General features: G+C 68.7%; 26 protein-coding genes. 8 read left to right on the forward strand and 18 right to left on the reverse strand.

The genetic code is table 11. The annotated features are described in order from the left end of the window. Nucleotide 1 precedes the first annotated feature (1 nt). The 12 genes from ACLQ2U_RS23255 to ACLQ2U_RS23310 all read right to left on the reverse strand — a co-directional run bounded on the left by ACLQ2U_RS23255 (nucleotide 2) and on the right by ACLQ2U_RS23310 (nucleotide 9,245). A complete protein-coding gene (locus tag ACLQ2U_RS23255) occupies nucleotides 2-250 on the reverse strand; it encodes a hypothetical protein (protein WP_425752845.1) in 249 nt (82 codons plus the stop codon). A 286-nt stretch (nucleotides 251-536) separates the two neighbouring features. Further along, nucleotides 537-722 carry a hypothetical protein gene (locus ACLQ2U_RS23260; protein ID WP_425752846.1) on the reverse strand — a complete coding sequence of 62 codons (186 nt, stop codon included), beginning with the start codon at nucleotides 720-722 and terminating at the stop codon, nucleotides 537-539. 194 nt (nucleotides 723-916) lie between these two features. Continuing rightward, nucleotides 917-2,092 (reverse strand): NAD(P)/FAD-dependent oxidoreductase, encoded by a 1,176-nt coding sequence (locus ACLQ2U_RS23265; protein WP_425752847.1) that lies wholly within the window; start codon nucleotides 2,090-2,092, stop codon nucleotides 917-919. Between the two features lie 10 nt (nucleotides 2,093-2,102). After that, complete coding sequence (locus ACLQ2U_RS23270) at nucleotides 2,103-2,297, reverse strand: ferredoxin (RefSeq protein WP_425752848.1); 195 nt, start codon at nucleotides 2,295-2,297, stop codon at nucleotides 2,103-2,105. 37 nt (nucleotides 2,298-2,334) lie between these two features. Beyond that, entirely contained in the window at nucleotides 2,335-3,531 is a 1,197-nt protein-coding gene (locus ACLQ2U_RS23275; protein WP_425752849.1) for an amidohydrolase family protein, read from the reverse strand. Continuing rightward, the gene (locus ACLQ2U_RS23280) at nucleotides 3,528-4,115 is read right to left on the reverse strand and encodes an amino acid synthesis family protein (RefSeq protein WP_425752850.1); all 588 of its coding nucleotides are present in this window, start codon (nucleotides 4,113-4,115) and stop codon (nucleotides 3,528-3,530) included. The genes ACLQ2U_RS23275 and ACLQ2U_RS23280 overlap by 4 nt, the downstream gene beginning before the upstream one ends. Before the next feature lie 110 nt (nucleotides 4,116-4,225). Further along, nucleotides 4,226-4,651 (reverse strand): carboxymuconolactone decarboxylase family protein, encoded by a 426-nt coding sequence (locus ACLQ2U_RS23285; RefSeq protein WP_393440784.1) that lies wholly within the window; start codon nucleotides 4,649-4,651, stop codon nucleotides 4,226-4,228. A 1-nt stretch (nucleotide 4,652) separates the two neighbouring features. Further along, nucleotides 4,653-5,354 (reverse strand): ABC transporter ATP-binding protein, encoded by a 702-nt coding sequence (locus ACLQ2U_RS23290; RefSeq protein ID WP_210777021.1) that lies wholly within the window; start codon nucleotides 5,352-5,354, stop codon nucleotides 4,653-4,655. Next, complete coding sequence (locus tag ACLQ2U_RS23295; RefSeq protein ID WP_210777020.1) at nucleotides 5,351-6,139, reverse strand: ABC transporter ATP-binding protein; 789 nt, start codon at nucleotides 6,137-6,139, stop codon at nucleotides 5,351-5,353. The genes ACLQ2U_RS23290 and ACLQ2U_RS23295 overlap by 4 nt, the downstream gene beginning before the upstream one ends. After that, nucleotides 6,136-7,173, reverse strand: coding sequence for a branched-chain amino acid ABC transporter permease (locus tag ACLQ2U_RS23300; protein WP_425752851.1), 1,038 nt, complete (start codon nucleotides 7,171-7,173; stop codon nucleotides 6,136-6,138). Before ACLQ2U_RS23300 ends, ACLQ2U_RS23295 begins: the two co-directional genes overlap by 4 nt. Further along, nucleotides 7,170-8,060, reverse strand: coding sequence for a branched-chain amino acid ABC transporter permease (locus ACLQ2U_RS23305; protein ID WP_425752852.1), 891 nt, complete (start codon nucleotides 8,058-8,060; stop codon nucleotides 7,170-7,172). The genes ACLQ2U_RS23300 and ACLQ2U_RS23305 overlap by 4 nt, the downstream gene beginning before the upstream one ends. Nucleotides 8,061-8,087: 27 nt before the next feature. After that, on the reverse strand, nucleotides 8,088-9,245 hold the full coding sequence (locus ACLQ2U_RS23310) for an ABC transporter substrate-binding protein (RefSeq protein ID WP_425752853.1): 1,158 nt from the start codon (nucleotides 9,243-9,245) through the stop codon (nucleotides 8,088-8,090). 650 nt (nucleotides 9,246-9,895) lie between these two features. Between ACLQ2U_RS23310 and ACLQ2U_RS23315 the strand changes: the two genes are divergently transcribed. Further along, nucleotides 9,896-10,990, forward strand: a complete 1,095-nt coding sequence (locus ACLQ2U_RS23315) for a LuxR C-terminal-related transcriptional regulator (protein ID WP_425752855.1) — start codon at nucleotides 9,896-9,898, stop codon at nucleotides 10,988-10,990. Between the two features lie 18 nt (nucleotides 10,991-11,008). On the opposite strand, the gene ACLQ2U_RS23320 is transcribed toward ACLQ2U_RS23315, so the two are convergent. Then, nucleotides 11,009-12,631: a thiamine pyrophosphate-binding protein gene (locus ACLQ2U_RS23320; RefSeq protein WP_425752856.1), complete on the reverse strand. Its 1,623-nt coding sequence runs from the start codon at nucleotides 12,629-12,631 to the stop codon at nucleotides 11,009-11,011. A gap of 514 nt (nucleotides 12,632-13,145) precedes the next feature. Next, nucleotides 13,146-14,426, reverse strand: a complete 1,281-nt coding sequence (locus ACLQ2U_RS23325; RefSeq protein ID WP_425752857.1) for an IS110 family transposase — start codon at nucleotides 14,424-14,426, stop codon at nucleotides 13,146-13,148. Between the two features lie 466 nt (nucleotides 14,427-14,892). On the opposite strand from ACLQ2U_RS23325, the gene ACLQ2U_RS23330 reads away from it, so the two are divergent. Further along, the gene (locus ACLQ2U_RS23330; protein ID WP_425752858.1) at nucleotides 14,893-15,138 is read left to right on the forward strand and encodes a hypothetical protein; all 246 of its coding nucleotides are present in this window, start codon (nucleotides 14,893-14,895) and stop codon (nucleotides 15,136-15,138) included. Nucleotides 15,139-15,719: 581 nt separating this feature from the next. Here ACLQ2U_RS23330 and ACLQ2U_RS23335 read toward each other — a convergent pair. Continuing rightward, nucleotides 15,720-16,142 carry a carboxymuconolactone decarboxylase family protein gene (locus ACLQ2U_RS23335; protein ID WP_425752859.1) on the reverse strand — a complete coding sequence of 141 codons (423 nt, stop codon included), beginning with the start codon at nucleotides 16,140-16,142 and terminating at the stop codon, nucleotides 15,720-15,722. A gap of 416 nt (nucleotides 16,143-16,558) precedes the next feature. Between ACLQ2U_RS23335 and ACLQ2U_RS23340 the strand changes: the two genes are divergently transcribed. After that, complete coding sequence (locus ACLQ2U_RS23340; RefSeq protein ID WP_425752860.1) at nucleotides 16,559-16,693, forward strand: hypothetical protein; 135 nt, start codon at nucleotides 16,559-16,561, stop codon at nucleotides 16,691-16,693. A gap of 28 nt (nucleotides 16,694-16,721) precedes the next feature. Here the strand turns inward: ACLQ2U_RS23340 and ACLQ2U_RS23345 are convergent, their stop codons facing one another. Continuing rightward, nucleotides 16,722-17,198, reverse strand: a complete 477-nt coding sequence (locus ACLQ2U_RS23345; RefSeq protein ID WP_425752861.1) for an integrase core domain-containing protein — start codon at nucleotides 17,196-17,198, stop codon at nucleotides 16,722-16,724. 105 nt (nucleotides 17,199-17,303) lie between these two features. On the opposite strand from ACLQ2U_RS23345, the gene ACLQ2U_RS23350 reads away from it, so the two are divergent. Beyond that, nucleotides 17,304-17,654 (forward strand): hypothetical protein, encoded by a 351-nt coding sequence (locus ACLQ2U_RS23350; RefSeq protein ID WP_425752862.1) that lies wholly within the window; start codon nucleotides 17,304-17,306, stop codon nucleotides 17,652-17,654. 542 nt (nucleotides 17,655-18,196) lie between these two features. Here the strand turns inward: ACLQ2U_RS23350 and ACLQ2U_RS23355 are convergent. Beyond that, nucleotides 18,197-18,763: a superoxide dismutase family protein gene (locus tag ACLQ2U_RS23355; RefSeq protein WP_425752863.1), complete on the reverse strand. Its 567-nt coding sequence runs from the start codon at nucleotides 18,761-18,763 to the stop codon at nucleotides 18,197-18,199. A gap of 665 nt (nucleotides 18,764-19,428) precedes the next feature. On the opposite strand from ACLQ2U_RS23355, the gene ACLQ2U_RS23360 reads away from it, so the two are divergent. Then, nucleotides 19,429-21,642: a helicase-associated domain-containing protein gene (locus tag ACLQ2U_RS23360; RefSeq protein ID WP_425752864.1), complete on the forward strand. Its 2,214-nt coding sequence runs from the start codon at nucleotides 19,429-19,431 to the stop codon at nucleotides 21,640-21,642. A 224-nt stretch (nucleotides 21,643-21,866) separates the two neighbouring features. On the opposite strand, the gene ACLQ2U_RS23365 is transcribed toward ACLQ2U_RS23360, so the two are convergent. Continuing rightward, a complete protein-coding gene (locus ACLQ2U_RS23365) occupies nucleotides 21,867-23,138 on the reverse strand; it encodes a hypothetical protein (protein WP_425752865.1) in 1,272 nt (423 codons plus the stop codon). Between the two features lie 488 nt (nucleotides 23,139-23,626). Here ACLQ2U_RS23365 and ACLQ2U_RS23370 point away from each other — a divergent pair, with 488 nt between their 5' ends. From ACLQ2U_RS23370 to ACLQ2U_RS23380, 3 genes are all read left to right on the forward strand, one after another. Further along, on the forward strand, nucleotides 23,627-24,418 hold the full coding sequence (locus ACLQ2U_RS23370) for a helix-turn-helix domain-containing protein (protein ID WP_425752866.1): 792 nt from the start codon (nucleotides 23,627-23,629) through the stop codon (nucleotides 24,416-24,418). Beyond that, on the forward strand, nucleotides 24,387-24,551 hold the full coding sequence (locus tag ACLQ2U_RS23375; RefSeq protein WP_425752879.1) for a transposase: 165 nt from the start codon (nucleotides 24,387-24,389) through the stop codon (nucleotides 24,549-24,551). Before ACLQ2U_RS23370 ends, ACLQ2U_RS23375 begins: the two co-directional genes overlap by 32 nt. 345 nt (nucleotides 24,552-24,896) lie before the next feature. Then, on the forward strand, nucleotides 24,897-25,313 hold the full coding sequence (locus ACLQ2U_RS23380; protein WP_425752867.1) for an ester cyclase: 417 nt from the start codon (nucleotides 24,897-24,899) through the stop codon (nucleotides 25,311-25,313). Nucleotides 25,314-25,715: the final 402 nt, after the last annotated feature.

Raw genomic sequence — 25,715 nt, forward strand, 5'->3', positions numbered from 1 at the left:
GTCACACCTCTCCGCGAATACGGGTGTAGTACTCGGCGCGGTCCACGCCGATCTGCAGTGCGCAGAAGTACAGGAGGTATGGGTTGGCGCCCCGCTCGTGGAGCGTCTTGAAGTCGAGCGTGCGCATGGCGTCGCGCTCGACCCCCTCGATGCCGTAGCTGTCGAGGACGGCGTCGGGCTCGTTCTGGAACCTGGTCGCGAGCGCGATGTCCTTGCGGATGTCCCACAACATCTGCTGCAGCTGGAACAACCGTCACACCTCCGATCCGCGCTTCCTGGTCGGTGCCGAGGCGGTCCTGCCTCGACCTGGACCGTATGAGCGCGAAGGAGGGCGACGCAGTACCCCTACGGGTCAATTCATCCCGCGAGCCTGCCCACCTGTCCGATCCGCGGGTCACGATCGCTGCGTCGGCCCGCCGGCTGAGGAGTTCACCCGGTCCGACGTCCGAGCCTGGTGGGTCGCCGACCAGCCCGAGGAGGGCGCACGGGCCGGCTCCACCACCCGTACGACGGCACTTCGTCGGCAGTTTCGCCGCTCATCCCGGCCGACCAGATTCGAGCGGGCGTCGACCGCCGCGTAGATCGTCCGTGATCACTTTGGTGTGCACGTCGACGTACGCCTGCTCGGACACCCTGACCATGTCGCCCGACGGCTCGAGGAGCGCCGCGACGAGGTGGCTGCGGGGATCGACGCCGAGAACGGCAACCGGTGCGCTGGGCACAGGTCGACGGGGTGGGTGACCGGCGACGTGGCATCCTACCCGGCAGAGCAGATGCACTTGCCGGGTGAAGGAGTCAGGCCGCGGCCGTGAGGGGCTTGACGCGGCGATGACCGACCTGACCGACGAGCGGGTGCTCGTCGGTCAGCAGCACAGCTCTCAGGGCAGCCGACGCGCACAGGCGCGGGCCGTCGGCGTCAGTCCACGTCGCCCCAGGGCACCTGGTCCTCGATCGCCTTCCGGTAGCGCGCGAGCTGCCGGGGAGCGTTGACGCAGAGCGCACCGCGGATCTTGCCGTCGCGCCCGAAGAGCGCCACGAGCCGCCGGTCACTGCTCTCGACGACACGCACGTCACTGGCGGCGTTGGAACGGCCGACGAAGCGCATTCTGGCCTCGAACTGATCGGACCAGAAGTAGGGCACCACGGCGCAGGCGTCGCCTCCGCCGAGCAGCGTGCCGGCGGCGTGCCGCCCCTGGATGACCGCGTTGTTCCACTGCTCCACGCGCATGGTCTCGTCGAAGAGCGGGTTGTACCAGGTGGCCACGTCACCGGCAGCCACCACATCGGGCACGGTGGTGCGCAGAGCCTCGTCGCAGCGCACTCCGTCGCCGAGGCCGAGCCCGCTGCCGGCCAGCCAGTCCGTGGCCGGCGCCGCGCCAACGCCGGCGACGACGAGGTCGGCGGAGAGCACCGTCCCGTCGCGCAGCCGGACCTTGCTGTTGCCGGCACTCCTCTCGATCTCGTCGACGGCGACTCCGCACCGGACGTCCACGCCGCGCTGCGCGTGGTAGTGGCGGAACCAATGGCCGACTTCGTCGCCGAGGACGCGCGCCAGGGGCACGGGCGCGAGCTCGACCACGGTGACCTCCAGGCCCATCTCACGGGCCGTCGCCGCCACCTCAAGCCCGATGAAACCAGCCCCGATGACGACCAGACTCCTCGCCTCGAGCAGCTCCTGCCGCAGCGCGACCGCGTCCTCGAGCGACCGGAGCGAACGCACGGCCCGCTCGGCTGCCGGGGGTCCACAGGTCACCGTGCGGGCCCGCGAACCGGTCGCAAGCACCACCCCGTCATAGGGGACGCGGCCACCGCCCTCGAGAACGACGGCGCGGTCACGGGTATCGAGGCCGATGGCGGCCCGGCCCAGGCGCAGGGTGACGCCCTGGCCGTCGTACCAGCCCGGGTCGCGCAACAGCAGCTTGTCGGGCTCGACGCCTTCGCGCAGGGCCTCCTTGGACAGCGGTGGGCGGTCGTACGGGAGCACGTCCTCGGCACCGACGAGCGCGATGTCGCCGGCGTACCCGTGTTCGCGGAGCGCCTCGACCGCGTGCACCGCTGCGAGCGACGCCCCGACGACGACCACCCTGTCCATGTCCCCGTCCTCAGTCCTCAAGCTTGAGGGCCTTGGCGGGACAGGCCCGCACGGCAGCCTCGGTCTTGGTGCGCAGGCCCTCGGGCGGGCTCTCCAGCAGCAGGAGCACCTTGCCGGCGTCCTCGTCGAGGTCGAACTCCTCGGGCGCCTCCATCATGCAGCAGGCGTAGCCCTGGCATGCGTCGAGGTCGACGATAACCTTCATCGTTTGTCCAACTCCTCGTGTGGGTGGTCGGTGGGCGTCAGTGGCCGCCCGCCAGGTGGGTCATTTCCGGGCGTGCGGTGGCCAGCCGTGCCGCACGCGGGGTGTTGCGGCTGAGCAGGCCCCGGACGACACCGTCGGTGACCACAGCGCTGATGCCCGGGATGTCACCGATCGCCAAGGCGCCGAGCGCATCGTCTGCGGTCGAGCCCCACGGGGCATCCATGACCACGAGATCGGCGGCAGCCCCCTGCCGAACGAAGCCGGAGGGCAGGCCCCAGGTACGGGCGTTGTTCCCGGAAGCGGCCGCCCAGATCTGCGCCGGATCGATCCCACTGAACGACGACAGCTCGGCGACGGTCTTGATCACGCCGAGCGGCATCACACCGGTGCCCGTCGGCGTGTCCGATCCGATCACGATCCGGTGGAAGCGGCCCTCCTCGTACGCCTTGCGCAGGATCCGAACCGAGGACTTCAGGTTGCCCGCTTGGACGAGCTGAAGCGCCATCTCCGTCTGCTCGATGATCACGTCGACGCCGGCCTGGTCGAGGGACGTCGGCCCACCGTTCACGTGCCCGCAGACGTCGGGGGCGAGCTTGAGCAGATGCTCCGGAGTGATCGGCTTGCTCCCCGGGATGCTAGCGCCCCCGGAGTGGCACATCACGGTGATGCCGTGCTGCTGCGCCCAGCGCACCTGGTCGACACCGTCGGAGGGGTCCTCATAGCGGCCGAAGCCGAACTTGGCGAGGTGGACACCCGCGTCCTGCAGGTCGGCGAAGTCCTTCTCGGTGAGCGCCGGCTCGAGCACGACCGCTCCCGCGTGGACCCGCATGCCACCGGGGCGGAAGTTGTCGAAGCAGGTCTTCGCGGCGATCGCCAGCGCTTTGACGCCGACGGCGCTGTGCGGGCGGCCCGGAGCGTGGATCTCTCCCGGTGAGATCACGCTGGTGATGCCGCCGTGGACGTAGCTGGCGAGGAAGTCGACCGTCTTCTGTCGAGGCGTGTAGTCGCCGAGCACCACGTGGCAGTGCGAGTCGATCAGCCCCGGTGCGAGCGTGCTGCCCTGCGCGTCGATGACCACGTCGGCGGCCTCGACCATGTCCGCGAGGTCGCTCCGCCGGCCCACGGCGGTGATCACACCGTCCTCGGTGATGACGGTGTCGACGTCGGCGATGACGGGCGACTCGAAGTCACCGGAGAGCACTGTGCCGGCGTTGGTGATCGCGAGTGTGCTCACTGCTCGCCCTTCGCCTTCGCCTCGTCCACGCTCATGCCGCCGACGCGGGCATTGAGCCGGCCGCGGTTGGCGACGGCGGCGATGATCACCAGCTCGTCGGGCAGCGGGGCGTCGGGGATCCGGACCTCGAGGGCGTCGTAGTGGCTGCGCACCCAGATCTCGTCTTTGTAGGCCAGCGGCACGTCGATGACCACTCCAGGCGTCCCCGGCTTGGTGACCGAGGTGATCCACGCCTCGCCACCGCCGATGGCGTCCCGGAAGGCATTTCCGAACACCGAGGTGAGAGCGGCGTTCACGTGCTCCTGCTCGCCGGCGGCGCCGACGAGACCGCCCTTGCCGTAGCTCGCCACCGGGGCGTCCAGCAGGCGCGCCGCCTCGGCGCCGATCATGGTGCCGATCTCCTGCGACGCCTCGACGAGGGCGTTGAGGTTCTGGACGTAGCCCTGCCCGGCGTACGGGTTGGTCACGACGGCGCAGACGGCGACCTTGCGTAGCGGCGGCCCGTCGTCGTGGGCGCCGGCCGCGAGTCGAACCTCCTCGATCTGGGAGAACACCTTGCGGATCGTCAGGGCGTCGCCGGTCACGTCGTTCCTCCGTCTTCTCGGGCGGCCCGGAGCTCGGGCTGTTGTCAGGTGTGCTGAGGCTAGGTCGGGACGTTGCGGTGGATCGTCCCCCCGTCGGGTCAATTCACCCGTCACTGTCGAGGAAGGACGCCAGCGCTGGGTTCGACGCCGGTCACGCCCACCACCTCGCGCCACACGTCGAACCCGTGCTGGAAGGCCACGACGCCGGCCTCCGGCAGCGCGATCTCGATGGCCTCGAGGATCTCCTGCGGGCTGACGCCGATGCGCAGCGCGGTCCGGATGTGGCTGGCGATGTGATGCCGCTCGGCCTTGAGGACGGTGAGGCTGAGGACGAACAGCAGCTCCTTGGTTCTGTGGTCCAGCGTGCGCTGCGAGAGGTACGCCGCGGACACCAGGTCGTCTGCTGCCTTGAGCACCGGCAGATCGACCTCCGCCATCGCCTTGTGGTAGGGCAGCACGTACCCGCGGCGTCGCACCATGTCGTCCACGTACGCCTGTTTGTCGCCATCGGCCACGACCGGTCGTTCCTGCTGCACCTCAGCCCACCCCCAGCAGGTCGCGCACCCGGGCGGCATCGTGCCTCAGGTCGTCCGGCCGTCCGTTGAACGTCACCCGGCCCTTGCTCATCACGGCGACCTGGTCCGCGACCCGGAGGGCGAGTGCGAGGTTCTGCTCGACGAGCATCACCGTCACGCCCTCTGCCGCGAGCGACTGGATGACGTCACCGACGAGGTTGACGATCGACGGGGCGAGACCGTCGGACGGCTCGTCCATGATGAGCAGGCGTGGGTTCGTGACCAGCGCGCGGCCGATGCTCAGCATCTCCTGCTCGCCACCGGAGAGCTGCCCGGCCCAGTTGCGGCGGCGTTCCTCCAGTCGCGGGAACAGTCGGTAGATCTCCTGCGGGGTCCACCGCCCGTCGCGGGCGTGCGCGGCGGCGATGCGCAGGTTCTCGTCGACGGTGAGCGGTGCGAACACGCGGCGACCCTGCGGCACCAGTGCCAGACCGCTGCGGGCAACGGCGTGCGTGGGCAGACCGAGTAGCTGCTTGCCGTCGAAGCTGATCGACCCGGTGCCTCGAAGCATCCCCATGAGGGTGTGCACGAGCGTGCTCTTGCCGACGCCGTTGCGCCCGAGCAGCACCAGCACGCCCCCCTCGTCGACGGTCAGGTCGACGCCGTCGAGGACCCGGGTTCCGGGGTACCCGCCGGCGACGTCCTCCAAGACCAGCAGGCTCATCGCAGCGTCCCTCCCTGCGTCAGATCTGAAGATTCGGGGGTGGCACCGAGGTAGGTCTGCTGTACCAGCTCCGAGGCGCGGACCTCATCCGGTGTACCGCTCTCGATCACCGCGCCAAGGTGCATCACGGTGACGCGGTCGGCGACGGAGAACACCACGTCGAGGTCGTGTTCGATGATCAGCACCGTGATCTCGCGGGGAAGTCCGGAGATCAGCTGCACGAACCGCTCCGTCTCCGCCGCGGACATGCCGGCGGTGGGTTCGTCGAGCATCAGCACCCTGGGGTTCACGCCGAGGGCGAGGGCCACCTCCAGCTGACGGCGCTCGCCGTGCGACAGCGAGCCGGCGAGGACGCCGGCGCGGTCGGCCAGGCCCACCTGCTCGAGCGACCGACGGGCGGCCTCGACCGCCAGCCGGGTGCTGCGGCCGAAGGGGCGGCTTGCGCGACCATGGGTGCGCTGGGTGCTGAGCAGCACGTTGTCCAGGAGCGTCATGGCCGTGAAGACGCTCGAGTGCTGGAAGGTCTTCACCAGCCCACGACGGGCACGCTGGTGGTCGCGAAGCCGTGTCACGTCCTCGCCGAAGAGCGAGACCGCGCCGGCCGTCGGGCGCAGGGTGCCGGCGACGAGCGCGAACAGCGTCGACTTGCCGGCGCCGTTCGGCCCGATCACCGCAAGCCGCTGCCCATCGGCTACCTCCAACGTGACGTCGTCGACGGCGACCACGGAGCCGTAGCTCTTGGTCAGTGCCGACACGGCGAGGGCGGGTGACGTGCCGTCGCTCATGCGTTCACCGTCCTGGGTGACTCGTCGGCGCCCGTGTCAACCGGCGCCGGGTGGTCCTCGTCGTCGGGCACGATCGCGCCGGGCCGTCCGCGGCGGCCCTTGCCGATCCCGGCCAAACCGCGTGGAAGGAGATAGACAGCGATCAGGAACAGGATGCCGAGCACCAACGGACCGTGGCCGCCGAGGTCCTGGCTCACCACGTTCGTCATCAGGGCGACGGCCGCGGCACCCACACAGGCGCCCCACATGGACTGGAGGCCGCCGATGACCACCGCGAGCAGGAGCAGGCCGGCGACGTGGAAGGAGAGGGCGTCCGGGGCGACGAACCGCGGCAGCTGGGCCACGGCGATCCAACCGGAGGCACCGGCGACAGCACCGGAGAGCACCCAGGCCCCGTACTTGTACCAGGACGTCGGATACCCGAGGCTACGCATCCGGGGCTCGTTGTCGCGGATACCGCGCAGAGCGGCGCCGAACGGTGACCGGACGACGGCGAGCACGAGACCGCCGAAGGCCAAGAACACCGCGAGGGCCAGCCAGTAGACGTAGCCGCTCAGCACCACGGGTCCGGAACCGAACAGCGTGAAGGGTTGACCGGCGGACAAACCGTCGCTGCCGTGGGTGACACCGCGCCACTGCAGCGCGAGCACGTGCAGCAGCTCACCGATCGCCAGCGACAGCATCAGGAAGTAGGTCTTTGAGGCGCGTACCGCAATCCACCCGGACAGCGCGGCCACACCCGCGCCGGCGGCCACCGCCGCTACCAACTGCAGGAGCGCGTCGCTGGTCACGTTGCGCGAGAGCAGCGCCACCGCGTAGCTGGCAACACCGGCGTACGCCGCGTGGGCAAGGGTCAGTAGTCCGGCGTGCCCGGCGACGAGGCTGATGGACATCGCCAGCAGCGCATAGGACAGCACACTGGTCAGCACGACCACGGCGTAGACGCTGGCCCCGATCATCGGTAGCAGTGCCAGGGCGACCAGGACCACCGCGACGGTGGCCGGCAGCAGCCGGGCCCGCAGCGCGGCGGTCATCGGGACACCGCCGTCGCGGATGGGATCAGGCCCTGGGGCCGGAAGGTCAGCACCAGCACCATCGCCGCGAACATGGTGAACGACGCCAACTGCGGCGCGAGCATGACGCCGACGTTCTGGACCAGACCGATGATCAGGGCGCCCAGCAAGGTTCCGAGCACCGAGCCGAGCCCACCGATGACGATCACGACGAGCGCCAGCAACAGGATCTCGTCCCCCAGTCCGGCGGTGGCGCCCTTCACCGGGCCTGCCAGCACTCCGCCGAGGACGGCGAGGGCGGTGGCAGCAGCGAAGGTCACCACCATCACCTTGCGGACGTCGATGCCGACCGCCTCGACCATCTGGCGGTCGGCGACGGTAGCCCGGACCACGGCGCCGGCCGGAGTCCGCTCGATGAGGTACCAGACGCCCGCGGCGATCAGGGCGCCCACGACGATGACCGCGAGACGGTAGACCGGGTAGGAGTTGCCGAGCACCGACGTCGAGTGCGCCAGCCCTGCCGGCGCGGCCACGGAATGGTCGTCCTTGCCGAACATCAGCAGCAGCAGCTCGCTGATGACCAGCGCGAGACCCAGGGTCAGCAACGCCTGGTCCATGTGGCCGCGGGCGACCAGAGGCCCGGTCATGAGCATGAGCGCTACGCCCATGACCGCGCCGAGTACGACGGCCGCCACCACGGCCAGCAAGAAGCTTCCCCAGGTGGCCGTCGCCTCACCGGCGATGCGGTAGCCCAGGTAGGCACCGGTCAGGAAGAACGCCCCGTGTGCCAGGTTCAACACATCCAGCAGTCCGAAGATGATCGTCAGTCCAGCGGCCATCATGAACAGCAGCAGCCCCATGGCGACGCCGTTCAGCAGCACGCCGGCGTTGTCGACGAACCAGTCCATTAGCTGTCTCCCGCCCTTTCGATCCTCTCAGGAGCGGCCGAGGTCCTTGACCATCACGTTGCGCAGCCCCTCGGCGGTCTTGTCCACCTTCACCAGGTAGAAGGGCTGCTTGATCGTGTTGGTGTCGTCGAACTCCAGCTTGCCGCGCACACCGTTCACGCCGCCCAGCTCGTTGATGGCCTTTCGCAGGTTGTCGTGCGTGACCGCGCCGTCGATCGACTTGATCGCCTGGTCGAGCAGGATGCCGATGTCGTACATGTTGGCCGCGTAGACGGTGGGCAGCCGGTTGAACTTCGCCTGGTACGCCGCGACGAACTGCTTGTTCTCGGGGTTGTCGACGTCCCAGTTGTAGCGGCTGGCGTTCATCACGCCCAGGGCTGCGTCGCCCTCGGCGTCCAGGGCGGTGCCCTCGGTCAGGAACCCGGCGCTGTAGAGCTTCACGGACTTGTCGAGGCCGAACTGGTGGAACTGCTTGGTGAACTCGATGGCCTCGCCGCCGGCGTAGAAGCAGAAGACGTTCTTCGCACCGGACGCGCGGATCTTGGCCAGGTAGGGCGAGTAGTCCGACGTCTTGCCGAACGGCGTGTACAGCTCCCCGGCGATCCGGTCCTTCGGGAAGGTCTCCTTGAAACCATCGAGTGTCTCGTGGCCACCGGAGTAGTCCGCGCCGATCAGGAACACGTTCCCCGCGGAGTTGTCGGCGGCGAGTTCCTTGCCGAGCAGGCGGCCGGGGTCACCGTTGTCGTACGACGCGCGCCAGATCCAGTCGGACTTGAGCTTCTTGCCGAGGGCGACCGAACCGGTGTTGCCCATCAGGACCGGCACCTTTGCGGCGTCGAAGATGTCGCGGCTGGCACTCGCGGTCGGGCCGGAGACGATCCCGGCCACGAGGTCCACGCCGTCCTGCTGCGCGAGCCTGGTGGCGCCGGCGACGCCGCTCTGCGGCTCCGAACCTTCGTCGACGACATCCAGGTCGACCGTCCGACCGCCGAGCTTGTTGTCGTGCTGCTCGAGGTAGAGGTCAAAACCGTTCTTCATGTCCTTGCCGACCGAGGCGTAGACACCGGAGAGTGAGACGAGCACGCCGACCTTCACCTTGCCGCTGTCGGACCCCTGAGAGCTGTTGCCGAGCGAGCTTCCGCCGCACGCGGTCGCGACGCTGGTCAGCAGCAGGGCCCCTACCACTCCCAGTGCCGTATTGCGCCATCTCCTCATGAGTTGCCTCCAGGGCGTCTATGGAATGGGAGCGCCGGCAGGGACGGCAGAGGCGCCCGTCGGCTTTGAGGGACGACGCTAGGCAGCTTCGAACGCGAGTGGTTTACCCAAACGGGTGGATTCCGCTTGACGCAGCGCGGTGCAACTGATCGGTTACTCCAGGTCGCCAGTCCTGAAGCCTGGTTGGTGCGGAAATTCGGGCGTGCTGGCGCGAGGAAATGCGTCATCCCCGCCACGGTCGTGCGTTTACGGACAAAGCTCCGCGTCAACGCCGGGCTGGTGCCGCACGTCATCGACCAGCAGCGCGCCGGTGTCGGCTGATCTGGCTGGACTCAGGGAGCGGCAACAGCGTTGATAGCAGCTCGCCGACAGGGTGGACCACCGACCCGGTAGGACGCTGAAATGGGCTCCTGGTCGCCCGCAGGCTCGCTGTCACGCGTCCGACCAGCAAGCGCATGACGCAACGCTGTTACCCAGTTACCACCCGCTCCGGGTGAGCCCTACTCGCCAGTAACCCTTCCGCTTTTGGCAGCTCACAAGCATGATAGGCGGCCAAAGCCGTTGTCGACGGGTTCGCCCACCCGGGGTAAGGGGGGCACGGTCGAAGGGTGGGTGCACCAATGGGTGACATGTCATCGCCGGCTGCCGCGCGGCATCAGTTTGCCGCGGCGCTGCAGTCCGCCCTGACGCTCGACGAGGTCAGCAACACTTTCGTGACGGCCGTGCGCACCGTGTTGCCCGCGCACTCGGTCGGGATGTACCGCCTCCACCACGAGTCCAGTGAAGTGCTCGACGTCCGCTCCGATGCCCAGGGCGCCTTCCTCGAGCACTACGAGGAGTACGGGCGTACCGACGACCCCGTCCTCAACTTCGTGCTCCGCCAACGGCGGCCGATCGATTCCAGCCGTGCGGTGCCAGAGCAGGTCTGGGAGGCAAGCGGCGCCCGGTCAGCGCTCGGCAGCGCTGGTCTGGACCACTCCCTGGAGGCACCTCTGGTCGCTTCCGGGATGTTCCTTGGGACGATGAACTTCGCCCGCCCCGGCAACCAGCCGGCCTTCAGTGACGAGGATCTGGTCTCAGCGCGCATCATCAGCGAGCAGCTCGGCCTTGCCACCGAACGAGCGCTCCGCTTCGAGATGACCGGTCACCGCGCGAGCATCATGGAGAGCACTCTCGACCGACTTCCGCAGGCAGTCATCGTGACCGACCTCGAGGCCCAGGTGCTCTTCCGCAACCGTGCCGCCCGCAACGACCCGGATCTGCTGCGTCCCAGCATTCCCGGGCCCCATCGCGGCCCATCGGTCGAACAGAGCATCGCCGAGGCGATGGAGGAGTTCCGGGTCAACGGCAAGCGCGTGCACATTCAGAGCATCCGCGAGCCGAGAACCCAGAGCCAAAGGATCGTCAAGAGCTACCGGCTCGGTGACACCCAGGGCGCGGCAGTCACCTTGATCTTCGACTGCGGCGGCCCACAGGACGCCCGCACCCTGCCGAACTGGGAGGTGCTGTCCAAGCGCGAGCAGGAGATCGCCCAGCTGGTCAGCGAGGGGCTCACCACCAAGCAGATCGCCGACCGCGCCTTCATCAGCGAAAACACCGTCAAGCAGCACCTCAAGCGGGTGTTCGCCAAGACGGACGTGCGCAATCGCGCGGAGCTGGTCCAGATGATCTGGGCGTCGGGCGGCCGCGATTCGGGGCGCCCCTCTGCCAGCTGACGGCCAGCTGGCACCACATCAGTGCAAGCCCGGGTCCGGGATCGCGGCGACGTCCAGAAGGACCTCAACCAGGACGGGGCCGCAACCCGGACGCACCACCTTGGCAAACCGCTTGAAGTCCCCCCACTCCGCGACCCGCACCGCCGTACCACCCAGCGAAGTCGCCACCTCCGTGAAATCCGGCCAATCGAACATCGTCAACGCAGGGTCCAGCGACTGCCCAACGAAGCGGTAGTACTCCGCCCCGTACGCACCGTCGTTGAGCAGGACGACCACGACGTCGAGGTGATTGCGCACGGCGGTGTTGAACTCGGCGAGTCCACCCAGCATGAAGCCACCGTCGCCCGCGACCACAAGTGCCGGCACACCCGGCCGGCCGAGCGAGGCGCCGATGCCGTAGCCGACGCTCATCCCGATGTGGCCGACGTTGAGGCAGTGGGCGTAGTTCCACGGGTGGTCGACGTCCAGGATCCGCAGCGCCTCGTGCGAAAACCGGCCGCCATCGATGGCCAGCGTGCGCTCTCGCGGCACGATTTCATTGACCCGGTGCAGCACGCCGGTGAGCGTGAGCGGACCATCGCTTTCGGCCGCCGCCTTGTCCTCCTCGTGCCAGGCCGCAATGCGGCGCGCGAGGTCGTCGCGCCGGAAGCCGGCGGGTGGCACCTCCGCCTCGTCGAGGAGGGCGCTCAGGCCGGCCGCGGTCCTCGCCGCGTCGCCGACGATCCCCACATCGACCGGGAAGTAACGGCCGAGGGCTGCCGGGTCGGTGTCGACCTGGACGATTCGCTTGCCCGCGAGCAACTCCCCTTTCAGCGTGGTCAGGGCATTCAGCCCCGCGCCGAAGACGACGAGACAGTCGGCCCGGCCGATCACGTCCGAGGCAACCGGGTGGGACAGGGTCCCGACGATGCCGATGTCGAAGGGGTCGCCTGCGAAAAGCCCCTTGCCGCGCAGAGTGGTGCCCAACGGCGCACCGATCCGCTCGGCGAACTGGCGGAGCATCCCGGCCGTGCCCGGAGAGCCGGCACCGCGGCCGCCGATGACGAGGGGTCGGTTGGCGCCGGCGATCAGAGCGGCAGCGTCTTCGAGGTCCTCGGCTGACGGCGTAAGCACCCCATTGACCAGTTGCTGGATCCTGCCGGCTGCGATCGTGGTGTCGGCCTGCTGAAAGTCCGCGGGCACCTCGAGCACGACAGGACGCCGCTCCGCGACGGCCTGCCCTAGCGCGGCAGCCAGATCGGCGGCCGCCGTGTCGACCGAGCGGACCTGACAGTACGCCGCGCCGGTCGGGACGACGACGTCGCGCTGCGGGATGTTCTGCAGATGGAAGGCCTCGTGCCTGGCCGTGTCGCCGGCTATGACCAGCAGCGGATAGTGGCCGCGGGCCGCGTCGAAGAGGGCGCTCACGCAGTTCGCGATCGCGCCGTGGGTGACGGTTGCGACACCGACGCGTCCGGACACGGCGGCGTACCCGGCAGCCATCAGCACCGCCCCGCCCTCGTTGGCTGCCGCAACGAACCGGCCGCCCTCCTTGCAGTGGAAGGAGTCGACGACGTACATGTTGGCGTCGCCCATGACGCCGAACATCACCTCGACGCCGTGCAACCTGAGGGCATGGGCGAGGACGTCGTTGAACTTCACCTGGACACCACCTGTCGCCCGGACAGCACCAGCGCCTGTTCGTCGCTCTGGTCCGGGGATCCGCGACGCGCCCGTCTTTGCGCGACGCTAGTTGCGGTCACATGACCGGGGGACACCCGAACGGGTCAAATCCCCGGCCCCGGCACAATGCCGGTCCACCGGAGATCTGGACGGGTAAGCCGGGACCGGCGGGCTTCGGCTGCGGTCTTCGGCTCGCTGAGTCTGCGCAGGCAGTAGACCCGTCGGAGCCGGGGTGGGGGATTTGCAGACGACGATGGTGTTCGGGGCTCAGCCGCGGTTGCGGTTACCGCTGGAGGCGTCCAGGGGCAAGGTGCCGATGTAGCTGGAGAACTGGCCTGCCGGCGGGAACGGCGGATATCACAGACGTAGCCGAGGATCTTCGGGGACAGCACGACGGCGATGCCCGTGGACCTCGTCAAGGTGCTGCCGGTCGCGGCGACGGCGACGCGTTGGGCGGCCTCGCTGGCTGTGAAGAGAATCGACCGCAGCTGATCTACGCGGCCTTGTCCAGGGTGACGCTGTAGCCCAGGCTGTGGAGTTGCTTGATGAGTCGGTCGCGTTGTCGGTCGGGGTTGCGGCGGGTGAAGTAGTCGCCGCCGAGGTCGGTGTAGTCGTGGTCGTCGGTGAGCAGGTGCCAGCAGATGACCAGGATGGAGTGAGCGACCGCGATGGCGGCTTTCTTCTTTCCGATGCGGCGGGTCAGTCGCCAGAACTGGGCCGACAGGTAGGTGTCGCGGGTGCGCGCGGCGGACCACGCGCACTGGGTGAGGATGTCGATCAACCAGACGTCACCTTTGGTGGTCTTCCCGGAGCCGCGTTTCCCGCCGGTGATGTTGTTGCCGGGGGCGACTCCGGCCCAGGAGGCCAGGTGCGCGGCGGTGGGGAACCGGGTCATGTCCACCCCGATCTCGGCGATGATGGTCTCGGCGGCCCGTTTCCCGACGCCGGTGATGGTGTCGAGCCGGTCACGGGCCTGGGCGAAAGGGACACCGTCCTCACCGCCCTCGCCGTGGGTCTGGCTGACCTGGGTGGCGAACACGGCGTCAACGCGCTCGTCGAGCCGGGCGATCGCCGCTTCGAGATGAGTGGTGTGCTCCAGGCACAGCCCGATCAGCAGGGCGTGATGATCGGTGAAGCGGCCGTGCAGCGCTTGGCGCAGCGCGGGGATCTTGCGGCGCAGCACGCCCTTGGCCAGTTCTGCCAGCACCTCGGGATCACGCTCGCCGCCGATCAACGCCGACAACATGGCCCGCCCGGACACGCCGAGCACGTCGGAGGCGACCGAGTCCAGTTTGATCCCGGCATCCTCCAGCGTCTTCTGGATGCGCTGGCACTCGCTGGTGTGGGCCTGGATGAGTCGTTTGCGGTAGCGGGTCAGGTCCCGCAGCTCGCGGATCGCCGGTGGGGGCACGAAGCTGCCCCGCAGCAGTCCGTGTTCGAGTAACTCCGCCAGCCACTCCGCGTCGAGGACGTCGCTCTTGCGGCCGGGCAGGATCTTCACGTGGTGGGCGTTGACCAGCTTCAACCCGAACGCCCGGTCCTCAAGCACGTACCAGACCGGTTTCCAGTACGACCCGGTGGCCTCCATCGCGATCTCGGTGACGCCCTCGGCGGTGAACCAGTCGGCCATCGCCTCCAACGAGGCGGTGAACGAGGCGAACGTACGGGTCCGCTTCTGCCGGCCCCGCCCACTCACGGAGGGAGTCCGCACACAGGCGACCACCTCGTCCTTGCCGATGTCGATCCCCGCGCAACGCTCGATCAACACGTCCACCGCCGACCTCCTCGACCCCACGCCAACAACGGCGGGACCGGCAGGGCCAACCGATCAACGACGCTGTGAAGCGTGCACGAGGACAACAGTTCGAGGTGCCGGGAAGGCCCCTGGCGTCAGTCTCTGAGACGGGTTCATGCGCACCAAGCAAGAACGAGCACAGCCGACCCCGCCCCGATTCTCATCCTTCGAGGCGGCCCGTGGTAGGGCCATGGGGTCTCTGAGCTTCGGCTCGATGCAGCGCGAGCTGCTTGAGCGCCAGCCGTGGGCAAGCCCCCACCAGCTGGCCGAGGCGATCCTCGGCTGAACCAAGGCCTGGTACAACCCACGCCGCCGCCACTCAAGCCTTGGCAACCTGTCCCCGATCGGCTAGAACGACCCTACAGCCGGCCGCAGCCGCGGCCTGATCTTCGAAGAAGAGCAGTCCCGAGAATGCGGGTAGGCTCAGAAATTTTGAGGTGCGCGTATGGATACGGAACTTGATGAAGTGCGACCGCAGTGGCTGACATGGCCAGCTGGCGTGATCGCCACGCTTGCATGGGCCCTTGGTCGCATGACGAATATTTTATTTTTCGACCTAGTCGTCGTTGCGGCTCTCTCATGGTTGGTTGGCTGCCTTTTGACCAACTATGCAGTTCGCTTTCTCGTAAAAAATGGACAACTTCCTTGCGAAACCACCGAAGACCAGCCCGAAGCTGACCAGCCTCGGTGACTTCGAGAAATTTGTGTCCACGATGCATGTTGAGTTGATCTTGTCCTAGCGTGGGCGAGGCGACCGGGGCGCCTGCCGGGCGATGTACGGGCCGGAGGTCTGCGGTCGGACACCGTCCGGCCCAGGGACTGGGCCAGTGGGGTAGGACACCGGCCGCGTGACACCCCTTCCAGCCACACCTGCGAACTCAGCCGGCGGCGGGCACGGAACCACTGAGGCCGCATCACCTCACGCGCTATCCGCAGCTCGATCCACATCCGCCGCGGCAGCTCGCTGTGCTGGCCGTTGCCAGCGAGCACCAGGAGTTCATCACCTTCGTATGGAAGGCGGGGCATTCCCGTACACCCCCAAGGCAGGACCATGGCTCAAGGCGAAGCCACTGGATGCAGGCAACATCTGCGCCAAGGACGATCTCCATCGCCGCGGCATCGGTGTGGTCAAGTGAGATGGAAGGCGACGGCGGCGTTTGGTGATCTCCTCCCAGCGCCGCGACTTCCGCCGCAGCAAGGTTGAAGCAGCCTTCGGACAATCAAGCCTCTTCGTTCACAAACGCGGGCTCTGCCACGCCCCAGCGGCCGGCTTCACAACGCCGGCTGCGTGTGCGTGCTGACGGCGATCCGATTCCACACGTTGATCGCGCCGATGGCCAGGATTAAGTCGGCCAGCTCCTTCTCGCTGAAGACCGCGCGGGCGCTGTCCCAGACCTCGTCGGAGACCCCACGCTCGCCGAGTCGGGTCACCTCGTCGGTCAGCGCCAAGGCGGCCCGATCGCGGTCGTCGAACGGGAACTCTCGCCACGCGGACACCCCCAACACCCGCCGCACATCCTCGCCCCCTTTGAGCATGTCGGCACCGTGCAGGTCAACGCAGTACGCGCACCCGTTGAGCATCGAGGCCCGCAGCTTCACCAGGTTCAGCAACCGGTCGTCCATGTTCGCGTGCAGGTACCTATCCAGTCCCGCCAGCACCCGGTAGCCTTCCGGCGCGACCTTGCCCAGCTTCATCCGCTGACTCATAACACCCTCCTCTCCAGGTTCCAGTGTCACGGGTGCCAGCGGTCGGCATGCGGTGAAATGAAAAGACGCTGGCCCCGCGCGCGGATCACGCTGCCGCGATGGTGGGCCAGGCGTGCCTGCACACACGATCGATCGGGAAGGTACGCCCCTTCCCGATCGATCCACAGGTTCTGCGCATTCTTCGAAGGGGGACTATCTCGCGAACGGGTGTGTCCAGCGGTTCTGCTCCCACTCGAACTGCTGCTGAGGTTCGCCTATGTCCGTCATTGTTCGGCGGCTTGGCTGGTCGGTTGGCTGCTCAGCAGGCGGGCCGACCCGCCTGTGGGGCTCGAATACTCGGTTCGGCTGTCTGAAGTGCGGTTCTGTACGAGCTCGAGCCCTGCGCAGCCGTCATGCTCGTGGCCATGAGCGCGTCGTTGCTGTACCTGCTGCTTCGCCAAATCCTGCAGATGTTGTCCCAGCTCGCCCGCGACGGTGGGACCAAGGATGTGGAGATCCTGGTGCTCCGCCATCAGATGGCGGTGCTGCCCGACAGGTGACCCTGTGGGGCTCGTAAGGCCGGTTCGGCTACGCTGCCTGCGAATACTCGTTGATCAGCCCGCCCAGGATCGGGCGCCGGTGAACCCGTGCGGCGTTCAAGTCAACAACTTGCGGCGCAGGATTTGGCGGCTGTTGCCCAAGCGAACGATGTGGACGGTGTCCGTTGTAGTGAGCCACGTACTCGCCGAGGACGGCCGCCAGATGACGCTCGCCAACGATGAGCATCCGGTCGGTGCATTCGCGGCGCACCGTGCCCACCCAGCGTTCCGCGAACGCATTCGCCCGGGGCGCCCGGGGCGGAGTCTTGATCACCTCGATACCTTCGCCGGCGAAAACCGCGTCGAAGGCCGCGGTGAATTTCGTGTCGTGGTCGCGTAGCAGGAACCGCAGGCCGGTTATCCGCTGGTCGAGGTCCATCAGCAGGTTCCGCGCCTGCTGGACCACCCATGCGCCGGTCGGATGTGCCGTCACCCCCGACGACGTTGTGGCTGCCGAAAAAGCCATCCGCCCTGCTCAGGGCCCAGTCGTGGCCTATCGCGACCGATGGTGGCTGGTTCGGGTTTGTCACCTGTCCGATCGGTGGCGGTGACTACGCGATGATGCCGCTCCGTGCTCCTTCGCCTCGCCTACCTTGGTGTCACGAACGTGTTCGCGCTGCTGCGGCTGCTGCCGAGCAGCGATCACGACAAGGACGCCGAGATCCTCGTCTTACGGCACCAGCTCAGCGTGCTGCAGCGCCAACTCGGCGACCAGCGCATCCGATTCCAGGCGACCGACCGGGCGCTGCTGGCTGCCCTGCTGCACCCACTCCCCCGACCTTCGTTGCGGCGTCTACGACTGCTGGTCCGCCCGGACACGATCTCGAGGTGGCCCGTGATCTACTCGCCCGCCGCCATGCCGCCGTCTCCCGACCCCGTCGACGCGGCCGGCCCCGAACGCTGCGCTCGATCCGCGCCCTGACGTTGCGGCTGGCCCGGGAGAACAGCACCTGGGGATACCGGCGCGTGCATGGCGAAACTGTTCACCCTGGGGATCACGGTCGCCGCGTCCACGGTCTGGGAGATCCTTCGCGAGGCCGGCGTCGACCCCTCCCCTGACCGGACCGCTACCAACGTGGGCGACCTTTCTCCGCTCGCAGGCCGACACTCTGCTGGCCGCGGACCTCATTGAAAACAGTGACGCTAACCGGGATGCGCACGTCGGGCGGCACGGTCCGACGACCACCGTGCAGGCGGTCCGACGGGTACTCGCCGACCTGGACCGCTGGCTCCTGATCCTCGAAACGCCATCGACCCGGAACTACTGCGCGACGACCTCATCCTCGCTGACGCAGCGCCTGGTGTGTGCCCACAATCCTGTGCAGCGACCGCAACGACGGCCCGACGCAGTCCCCACCACCCACCTCGGCGGCCCCGACCACGGCACGAGGTCGGCGGGCGAGGACCGGGAGTCGTGCGTCGGGCACCTGTCCCCCGGGCCGCTGACGGCGGTGGGGCGGGCGGTCAGCCGGGCAGCGTCAGGCAGGCGACGCGGGCCCCGGCGTCACCCGCCTGCCCGGTGGCGGTCTTCGTGGTAGCCGCATGGATCACCAGCGATCGTGGTCGGCGGCCGGTGTCGAACCTCCACTGCACAGTGGCGGCTGAGGTGGCGTCGCCGCCAGCGTCGGTGGTGAAGTCCAGCCAGACCTCGTTGTGCGGGTTGGCGTAGGACGGGTTCACCGAGGGCGGCGACGCGGCGGGGTCGGGCTGGTGCTGGTAGTGCGGGCCGGCCACGGCGCCGGTGGGCCCGCACGGGTTGGTGTGCAGGTGCGCTCCGTACGACCGGCGAGGTCGCAGGCCGGTGACGGCGAGCCGTATCTCGGTGCCCGGCGCGGTCGGCGTGATCGTGACGGTCGCGGTGGCGCCGGTCGGCACCAGTGCCGGGTCGTAGCCGACGGCTGCCGCGCCGCTGGTGTAAGGGACGAAGGTGCCGCTCGCGGTAGCCGATGGGGCCGGCGTGGGCGGGGAGTTGCCCGCCTCGGCTGTGCAGCCGGCGACCAGGATGACAAGAGATAGCACCGCGGCGCGCATGAGTCTGTCCCCCCAAGAGTTCCCATGAACAAGGTACGGGAGAAATGCGTAGAAAATGCCGCTATCGCGATCTGCGGAACCGGGCCACGCGCACCTGATCAAGCGCCGCCGAAGGCTTCCCACCGGCGGCTACCTCTATGCGCAGGTGGCCATCATGGGCCTACAGATCGACCTCGACGTACCCGCGGTCGATCTGCTCGTACCCCCGCCCCCGGTAGGCGACGGCCGGCTAGTGTCCGGACTGCGCGATCATGCCGCCGACCTGCTACCCGGCGGCTCTGGTCGCCCGTCCACCACCGCGGATGTAGTGCTCGCTCTGGGCGGCGCGACCGCACCCGGGATGCCGTACGGGTCAGCGGCGGCGCATGGTGTGCTTTGTCGGCGCGCACCGCCCGCTAGTCCCGCCAATCGTCAGTACCGGTCGGAGCGGTGGGCCGCCGCGACCACCGCGCAGAAGGGCTGCGCGCCGCGCTGCCCCGTATTGCCGAACGCCTGGACCGCGCGATCCCTTTGATCCACGTGGCGCCTGATCTCCACCCAACGGGCACACCTGTGCAGCAGGAGTCGGATCGTTCTCCGGCAGGCTGGAGGGGGACCGTCCCCGGGTCACTGACGGTATGCCGTAGCGTCGCTTTATCAAGCCGACGGAAGACGGAGCCTGGAGCGTGCGGAGTCTCATAACCCACCTGGCCGCTCTGACGCCTGAGCAGCTCAGTGAGCTGATCGCCGCACGACCGGAGGCGCTGCTGCCGCCGGAGCCCGCGACAATGACCGAGTTGGCCGAAAGGCTGAGCGGTGCGCCTCTGATCGGCGTCGCGCTGCTCGGACTGAGCCGACCCGAGATGCAGGTCGCCGAGGCGTTGGCGGCACTGGGCGATGGATGCGACCGCGCAGAGATGGCCGCGGCCCTCGGCGTGGCCACCGACGACACCGACCTGGCCGGGGCGCTCCGCCGGCTCGCCGGGGTCGCCGTCGCCTGGCCCGACGGTGACCGACTGCGCACCGTACCGCTGGGGCACGTCTGGCCGTGCCCGCTGGGTCTCGGGGCGCCGCTGTCCGCGCTGCTCACCGAGCAGCGCGCCGATGACCTGCGCCGGATCGCCCGGACGCTCGGCGTACCCGCGGGCACGCAGAAAGCCGTCACGGTACGGAACCTCTCCGCCTGGCTGGCCGACGGTGCGAACGTCCGGAACATCAGCGCCACAGCCCCCGCCGACACCCAGGAACTACTCCGCCAGCTCGCCTGGGAGGGCCCCTACCTCGACGAGCCGACCTACCGCTACGGTCGCCGGACAGGGCCGGCCCAGTGGGCGGTGGAGCACGGACTGATCCACGTCGCCGCCCACTGGGGCGCACCCCTACAGATGCCCTGCGAGGTCGCGCTGGCGCTGCGCGGACCCGACTACCGGCTCCCGTTCGACCCCGCGCCGCCGTCCGCACCGACCAGGCCAGTCGACGGGGAGTCCGTCGAGCGGGAATCCGCCTCGGCGGCGGCAACTGCGCTCGCCCGCATGGTGAACCTGCTGGAAGAGTGCGGCCGGACACCCGTCGCACCTCTCAAGACCGGCGGAGTCGGCGTACGCGAGCTGCGCCGGCTCGCAAAGGCCATCGGCGACAGCGCGGACCACATCCGGCTGTGGCTGGAGCTCGCGATGGCCACCGGGCTGCTGGCGCCGACCGAGACAGGCCTGCTACCGACCGAGGAGTACGACACCTGGTGCGATCAGCAGCCCGCGGAGCAGCTGACCGGATTGCTGGCGGGTTGGCTGTCCAGCGAGGGCGCTCCCCTGCACCAGCCGGCCGGTTCGGGGCAGCCGGTTCCCGCCCTCGTCCACACGGAGGATGGCGCGGCGATGCCCCTGCTGCGAGCCGCGGTGCTCAGGGTGACCGCGGGACTGCCGCCCGGCGCTGCCGCCGCCGACGCGCAGGCCGTCATCTCGCTCGCCCGGTGGCGCAACCCGATGCTCCTGGACCATCTCGACGATGCCACCGGCCTGGTCGAGGGAGTGTGGCGGGAGGCCCAGCTGCTGGGAGCGGTCGCCCACGGAGCAATCACTGATATCGGCCGGGCGCTCGCCGCGGACCAGCCTGAGCGACTCGCGACCGTGCTGGATCGGCTGCTACCGCGAGCGGAAGAGACCGTCCTGCTGCAGGCCGACCTGACCGCCGTGGTCGTGGGAACCCCGTCGCGGACCCTCGCTGCGCTGCTGGACGCGGCAGCCGACCGGGAGACCCGCGGTGGCGCGTCGACGTGGCGCTTCACCCCGTCCTCGATACGCCGAGCGCTGGACGCGGGCAGCAGCGAGACCGAGCTGCTCACCGCCCTACGGGGCCGAGCCGCCGGTGCCCGGGTGCCGCAGCCACTCGCCTACCTCATCAGCGATACGGCCCGGCGGCACGGCGGGATCCGGGTCCGGCCGGTCGCCTGCTGCCTGCGCAGCGACGATCCGGTGCTCTTGAAGGAGGTCCTGCACGCCCGCTCACTGAGCGCACTGGGCCTGACGCTACTCGCGCCGACCGTGCTGGCCAGCACCGCCCCCATCGCGGAAACCCTCGCCGCGCTCCGCAACGCCGGCTACGCACCCGTCGGAGAACACGCCGACGGCACCGTGGCGGTGGAACGCCCCACCCGGCAACGAGCCGTGCCGCTACCAGGTGCCTCCGACGTGGTCACGACACCCCTGCCGCTTCCTGGACCACGCGACCCGGGTCCGCTGGACGAGCTGCTTACGGACCTGTTCGACGACGCCGACGAACCCGACCCACTCAGCGGGTACCTGATCCCGACACAGCCCGGTCCGCTGGCAACCAGCGAGCCCACGGACCTCGCCCGCCGCCTCCTCAGCGACACCGCTACCCGGCACTCTTCGAGGCGGTGAGTTACTTCGTGAACCGATCCGGCAGGGGCGAGTGCGAGGACTGGATGCACGTGATTCGACTGCCCGGCCCACGCCCCCGACCTCGACCCACTGAACAGGTGTGGTCACATCTGAACCGCGGCATCGGCGACCTCGCCGTCCGGAGCGTGGATCACGGCCAGACGATCGTCCGGAACCGGCTCACGCGCCGTCAGTCCCGACCCGACCTACTCGGTCCGAATCAGCTACGGCCCTGCGGCGTCGAGTGTCGTGAGAAACGTCGGCCGGCGTTTGTGCTCGGTTCGCAGTTCCGCGAGGTACCGCGGGAACGCCGCGGGTTCTCCGGTCGCCTGGTACGCCGCCCGCAGCGCCGGTAGCAGCGCGACGGCCCGCCGGTAGCGCCGCTTGTCGGCCGAGTTGAGGATCGCCTGCTCGACGAGGTCCCGGTACGGCTGGATCACCTCCGCCGGATGCGTCGCGGCCCGCCGCTGCAGCAGGGTCTGCCACTGCGACCCGGCGAGCCACCGCCGGTGGTGCAGGGCTTCCTGCCATGCTTCGTCGTCACGGCCCGCTGCCAGCAGCAAGTCGACCAGCTCGGAGGCGTACGCCGGCTGCTGGGTGATCCGGTCGCGCAGCACTCCCATCGCCCACCCCGTCGGATCGTCGCCGCCTGCCGTCGCCTCGGTGTCGGTCAGCGATCGGTACGCCGTGGCGGTGGGATGCCGGGTGAACTCCTCTCGCCGGACCCGCACGGCACCCGGCGTGTCGCCGGCGGCGACGAGCAGGTCGACCAGGAGGTCACGGAGCCGGTCCATATTCGGCGAGCCCGGGTTGGCGGCCACGCCCCGCCGGGCCCAGTCGATCGCCTCGTCCCGGCGCTCGGCGGCACGTTGCGCCTCGGCGATCCGTTGGTACTGCACGGCACTGGCCAGGTGCTCGGCCAGCACGGCGACGTACCGGTCGACGTCGCCCGACACCTCGGCGAGCTGCTCGCGCAGGTCACGCACCGCGAACGCGGCGGTCCACGACTCCGGGTCGGCGGCACGTGCCCGCTCGGCGACCAGCCGCTCCACCTCGGCGATCCCCCGCTCCCCCAGCGCCGGAGCGAAGTCACTCAGCACGACACGGGGCCAGCCGGGACCATCGCACTCCAACTTCACCAGCCAGCCGGCCAGACTGACCGGGTTCGGCGGCGCCGCCGTGCACGCCCGCGCATACAAGTCCATGAGCTCCTGCAGGTCGTCGCCGACGATCCCCGAGGAGTCATCCAGGTACATCAGGGCACGGGTGACCCGGTCGACGGCCTTCCGCAACACCGGAACCGCGAGATCCGCCCGACCCTCGGCGACCAACCGATCACACTCCTCGGCCACCTGGCGGGCGGTCTGCGAGTACTCCCTCCGACCCCGGTAGGGATCCCGCCGACGATCCCAGCGCAGCCGATCCACCAGCACCGTCAGCTCGTCACCGGTCATAGACGTGATCGACTCGGCGGCATCCTTCACGAGTACCGACATGCCGCTTGACCTGTATGGACGGGGTTTTCGGCACGCACAGCCCTGATTCCGCTCCGGGAGCAACGCGTCCTAACCCTGCACGTCCCACTCGCGGTGCTACTCACCGTCGGCGTAGCGCTCGTAGCGATCCGATCCTGGCGCACCACGCCAACCAACGCCCGAATGTCCGCAGCCCCCGGCGACCAGCCGCAGCGTTCACCGAACTCGCCCAGGCGATCTGACCTCGGGTCTGGCGACGGCTTCAACCCGTCCGCCGACACGACTACGCAACAGCGCGTAGCGCTCCAGAATGGCTTCACTGGGCCTGACCTCGTGTGACGCGCTCCCCGGGTTGCACGGCAGGATCGGTTCGTGCTTGTCCGGATGCTGTACCTGCTCGCCACACGAATCTTCGCGTGGCTGGTCCTGCTGTCCCAATCCTCCGCGGCCAAGATGCGGAGATACTGATCTTGCGCCACGAGGTCGCAGTACTACGCCGTCAAGTTGCTGTGCCCCGGCCCAGCTGGCCGGACCGAGCGCTGCTGGCCACCCTCGCCCGCCTGCTCCCCCGAGCCCTGCGCGGGTACCAAATCGTCTCCCCGCGCACCCTCCTGGCCTGGCATCAGCGCCTGGTCACCAAGAGGTGGACGCAGCCGCCGTCACCGGGACGCCCGCCGCTACCGGAGGAAGTCCGCGACCTGATCCTCCGACTCGCCGCGGAGAACTCCCGCTGGGGATTCCGCCGCGTGCACGGCGAACTGCGACGCCTCGGCCACAAGGTCAGCGCAGCAACCGCACGCAGAGTGCTCCGCGCCGCAGGACTCGGCCCCGCACCCCGCTCGCCCCATGCGCGGCACGAGTGGGCAGCGTTTCTCAGAGCGCAGGCCAATGGCTTGCTGGCCACGGACTTCTTCCACCTCGATACCGTCGGCTTGCACCGCCTGTACGCGCTGTTCGTCATGGAGGTGCGTACCCGCCGGGTCCACATCCTTGGCGTCACCGCCCACCCGACCGCAGGCTGGGCCACCCAGCAGGCCCGCCAGCTCCTGTGGGAGATCGGCGACCGCGCCAGCCGATTCCTCTACCTGATCAGGGATCGTGACGCCAAGTTCACCGCAGCCTTCGACGCCGTCTTCGCTAGCGAGGGCGTCACTGTGGTCGAGATCCCGCCGCGCAGCCCGAACTGCAACCCGCACGCGGAGCGCTTTCTCCGTACGAGAGGAGTGCATCAACCGTGTCCTGCTACTCAATCGCGGCCACGCCGAGAAGATCCTTCGCGACTACGCGCGCCACTTCAATGAGCATCGGCCCCACCAGGGCCGAAGCCAACTCGCCCCGAACGACGACCCCACCGTCATCCCCCTGCCAGCGACTCGGATCGAACGCCGTCAGGCCGTCGGCGGCCTCATCAACGAGTACCGCAGAGCAAGCTGACCAGGCCCAAAGCCCCAGCTCAGAGCCGGTGAAGCCACTCTGGAGCACTACGGGGGCGGCCGGGCAACAGTACGGCGATCAGGACGGCGGTGATCCTGGCAGTCTCGTGCGTCACCGTGACGGTTGACCGGGTACCGGATGATGATCCTGAGTTTCTCCGGGGTCCGCTGAACCCTCCGACAGCAGGAAAGTCCACCGGACTTGCCGCTCGCCGGCGAATAGGCGCCCGGCGTCGGGGAAAGTCGGGCGAACGACGTACGGCCCAATGGCCGCGCCCGCAACGGGGGGTACCGGCGACCGGACCGCTTGCTGTCCGGCAGGCGGCCGACGAGGCAGGAGATGCCGATGTCCAAGGAACAGAATCTCGCCGCACAGGTCCGTACCCGCGAAATCATCGCCGCCAGAGAGTTCGACCGCCTCGACGAGGTCTTCGCCGCCGATGTCGTCGATCATGATCCGGGGGCCAGCCAGGGTCCCGGCGTCGAGGGCGTCAAGCAGTTCTGGCGAGAATTCCAGGCTGCATTTCCCGACTTTCGGGAGGAGCTGGACGTACTCACCGCCGATGGCGACTACGTGACGATCGCCTACCGGATCTCGGGCAGCCATCAGGGCGACTACATGGGGATTCCGCCAACCGGGAAGCACTTCGAGATCCGCGCACTCCAGGTCGCCAGATACCAGGACGGCAAGGTCAAGGAACGCTGGGGAAGCAGCGACGCACTGGGAATGCTCGCCCAGCTCGGGATCTCCTTACCCGCATGACTCACCGGCTTGCACTTCTGGACTGATCCTGGGCCGACACCTGGCACGACACGCCTCGAATTCGGGCACGCGCGCCCGTACCCGGTCATGGAAGCGGCGGGCGAGCACGTATTCGTGCAGGGCGCGCAGTAGATGTCCTTGGTTCCAGATCAACCTCCGGTCGAGCAACTCGCGGGCGGCAGCTGTCGACAGGAGGGCGGGAAGAACGACCCAGAACGGGCCAAGGTTATATCCTGACAGTTACGCCCCTCGGGCAAGACCGAATCAGCCGGGCGATCGCGTCTGTCGTCCAACGGCGGGACAACCGTTGACGAGTCGAACGCCATGAGTTCCCCCCGGTTTCACGGAGTCTTCTGATCATGGTCTGATGGCCATGGGGAGGAGTCTTTCGTGGCAGCACCG

It is taken from the genome of Micromonospora sp. DT47, assembly GCF_049844475.1.
GTDB lineage: Bacteria > Actinomycetota > Actinomycetes > Mycobacteriales > Micromonosporaceae > Micromonospora.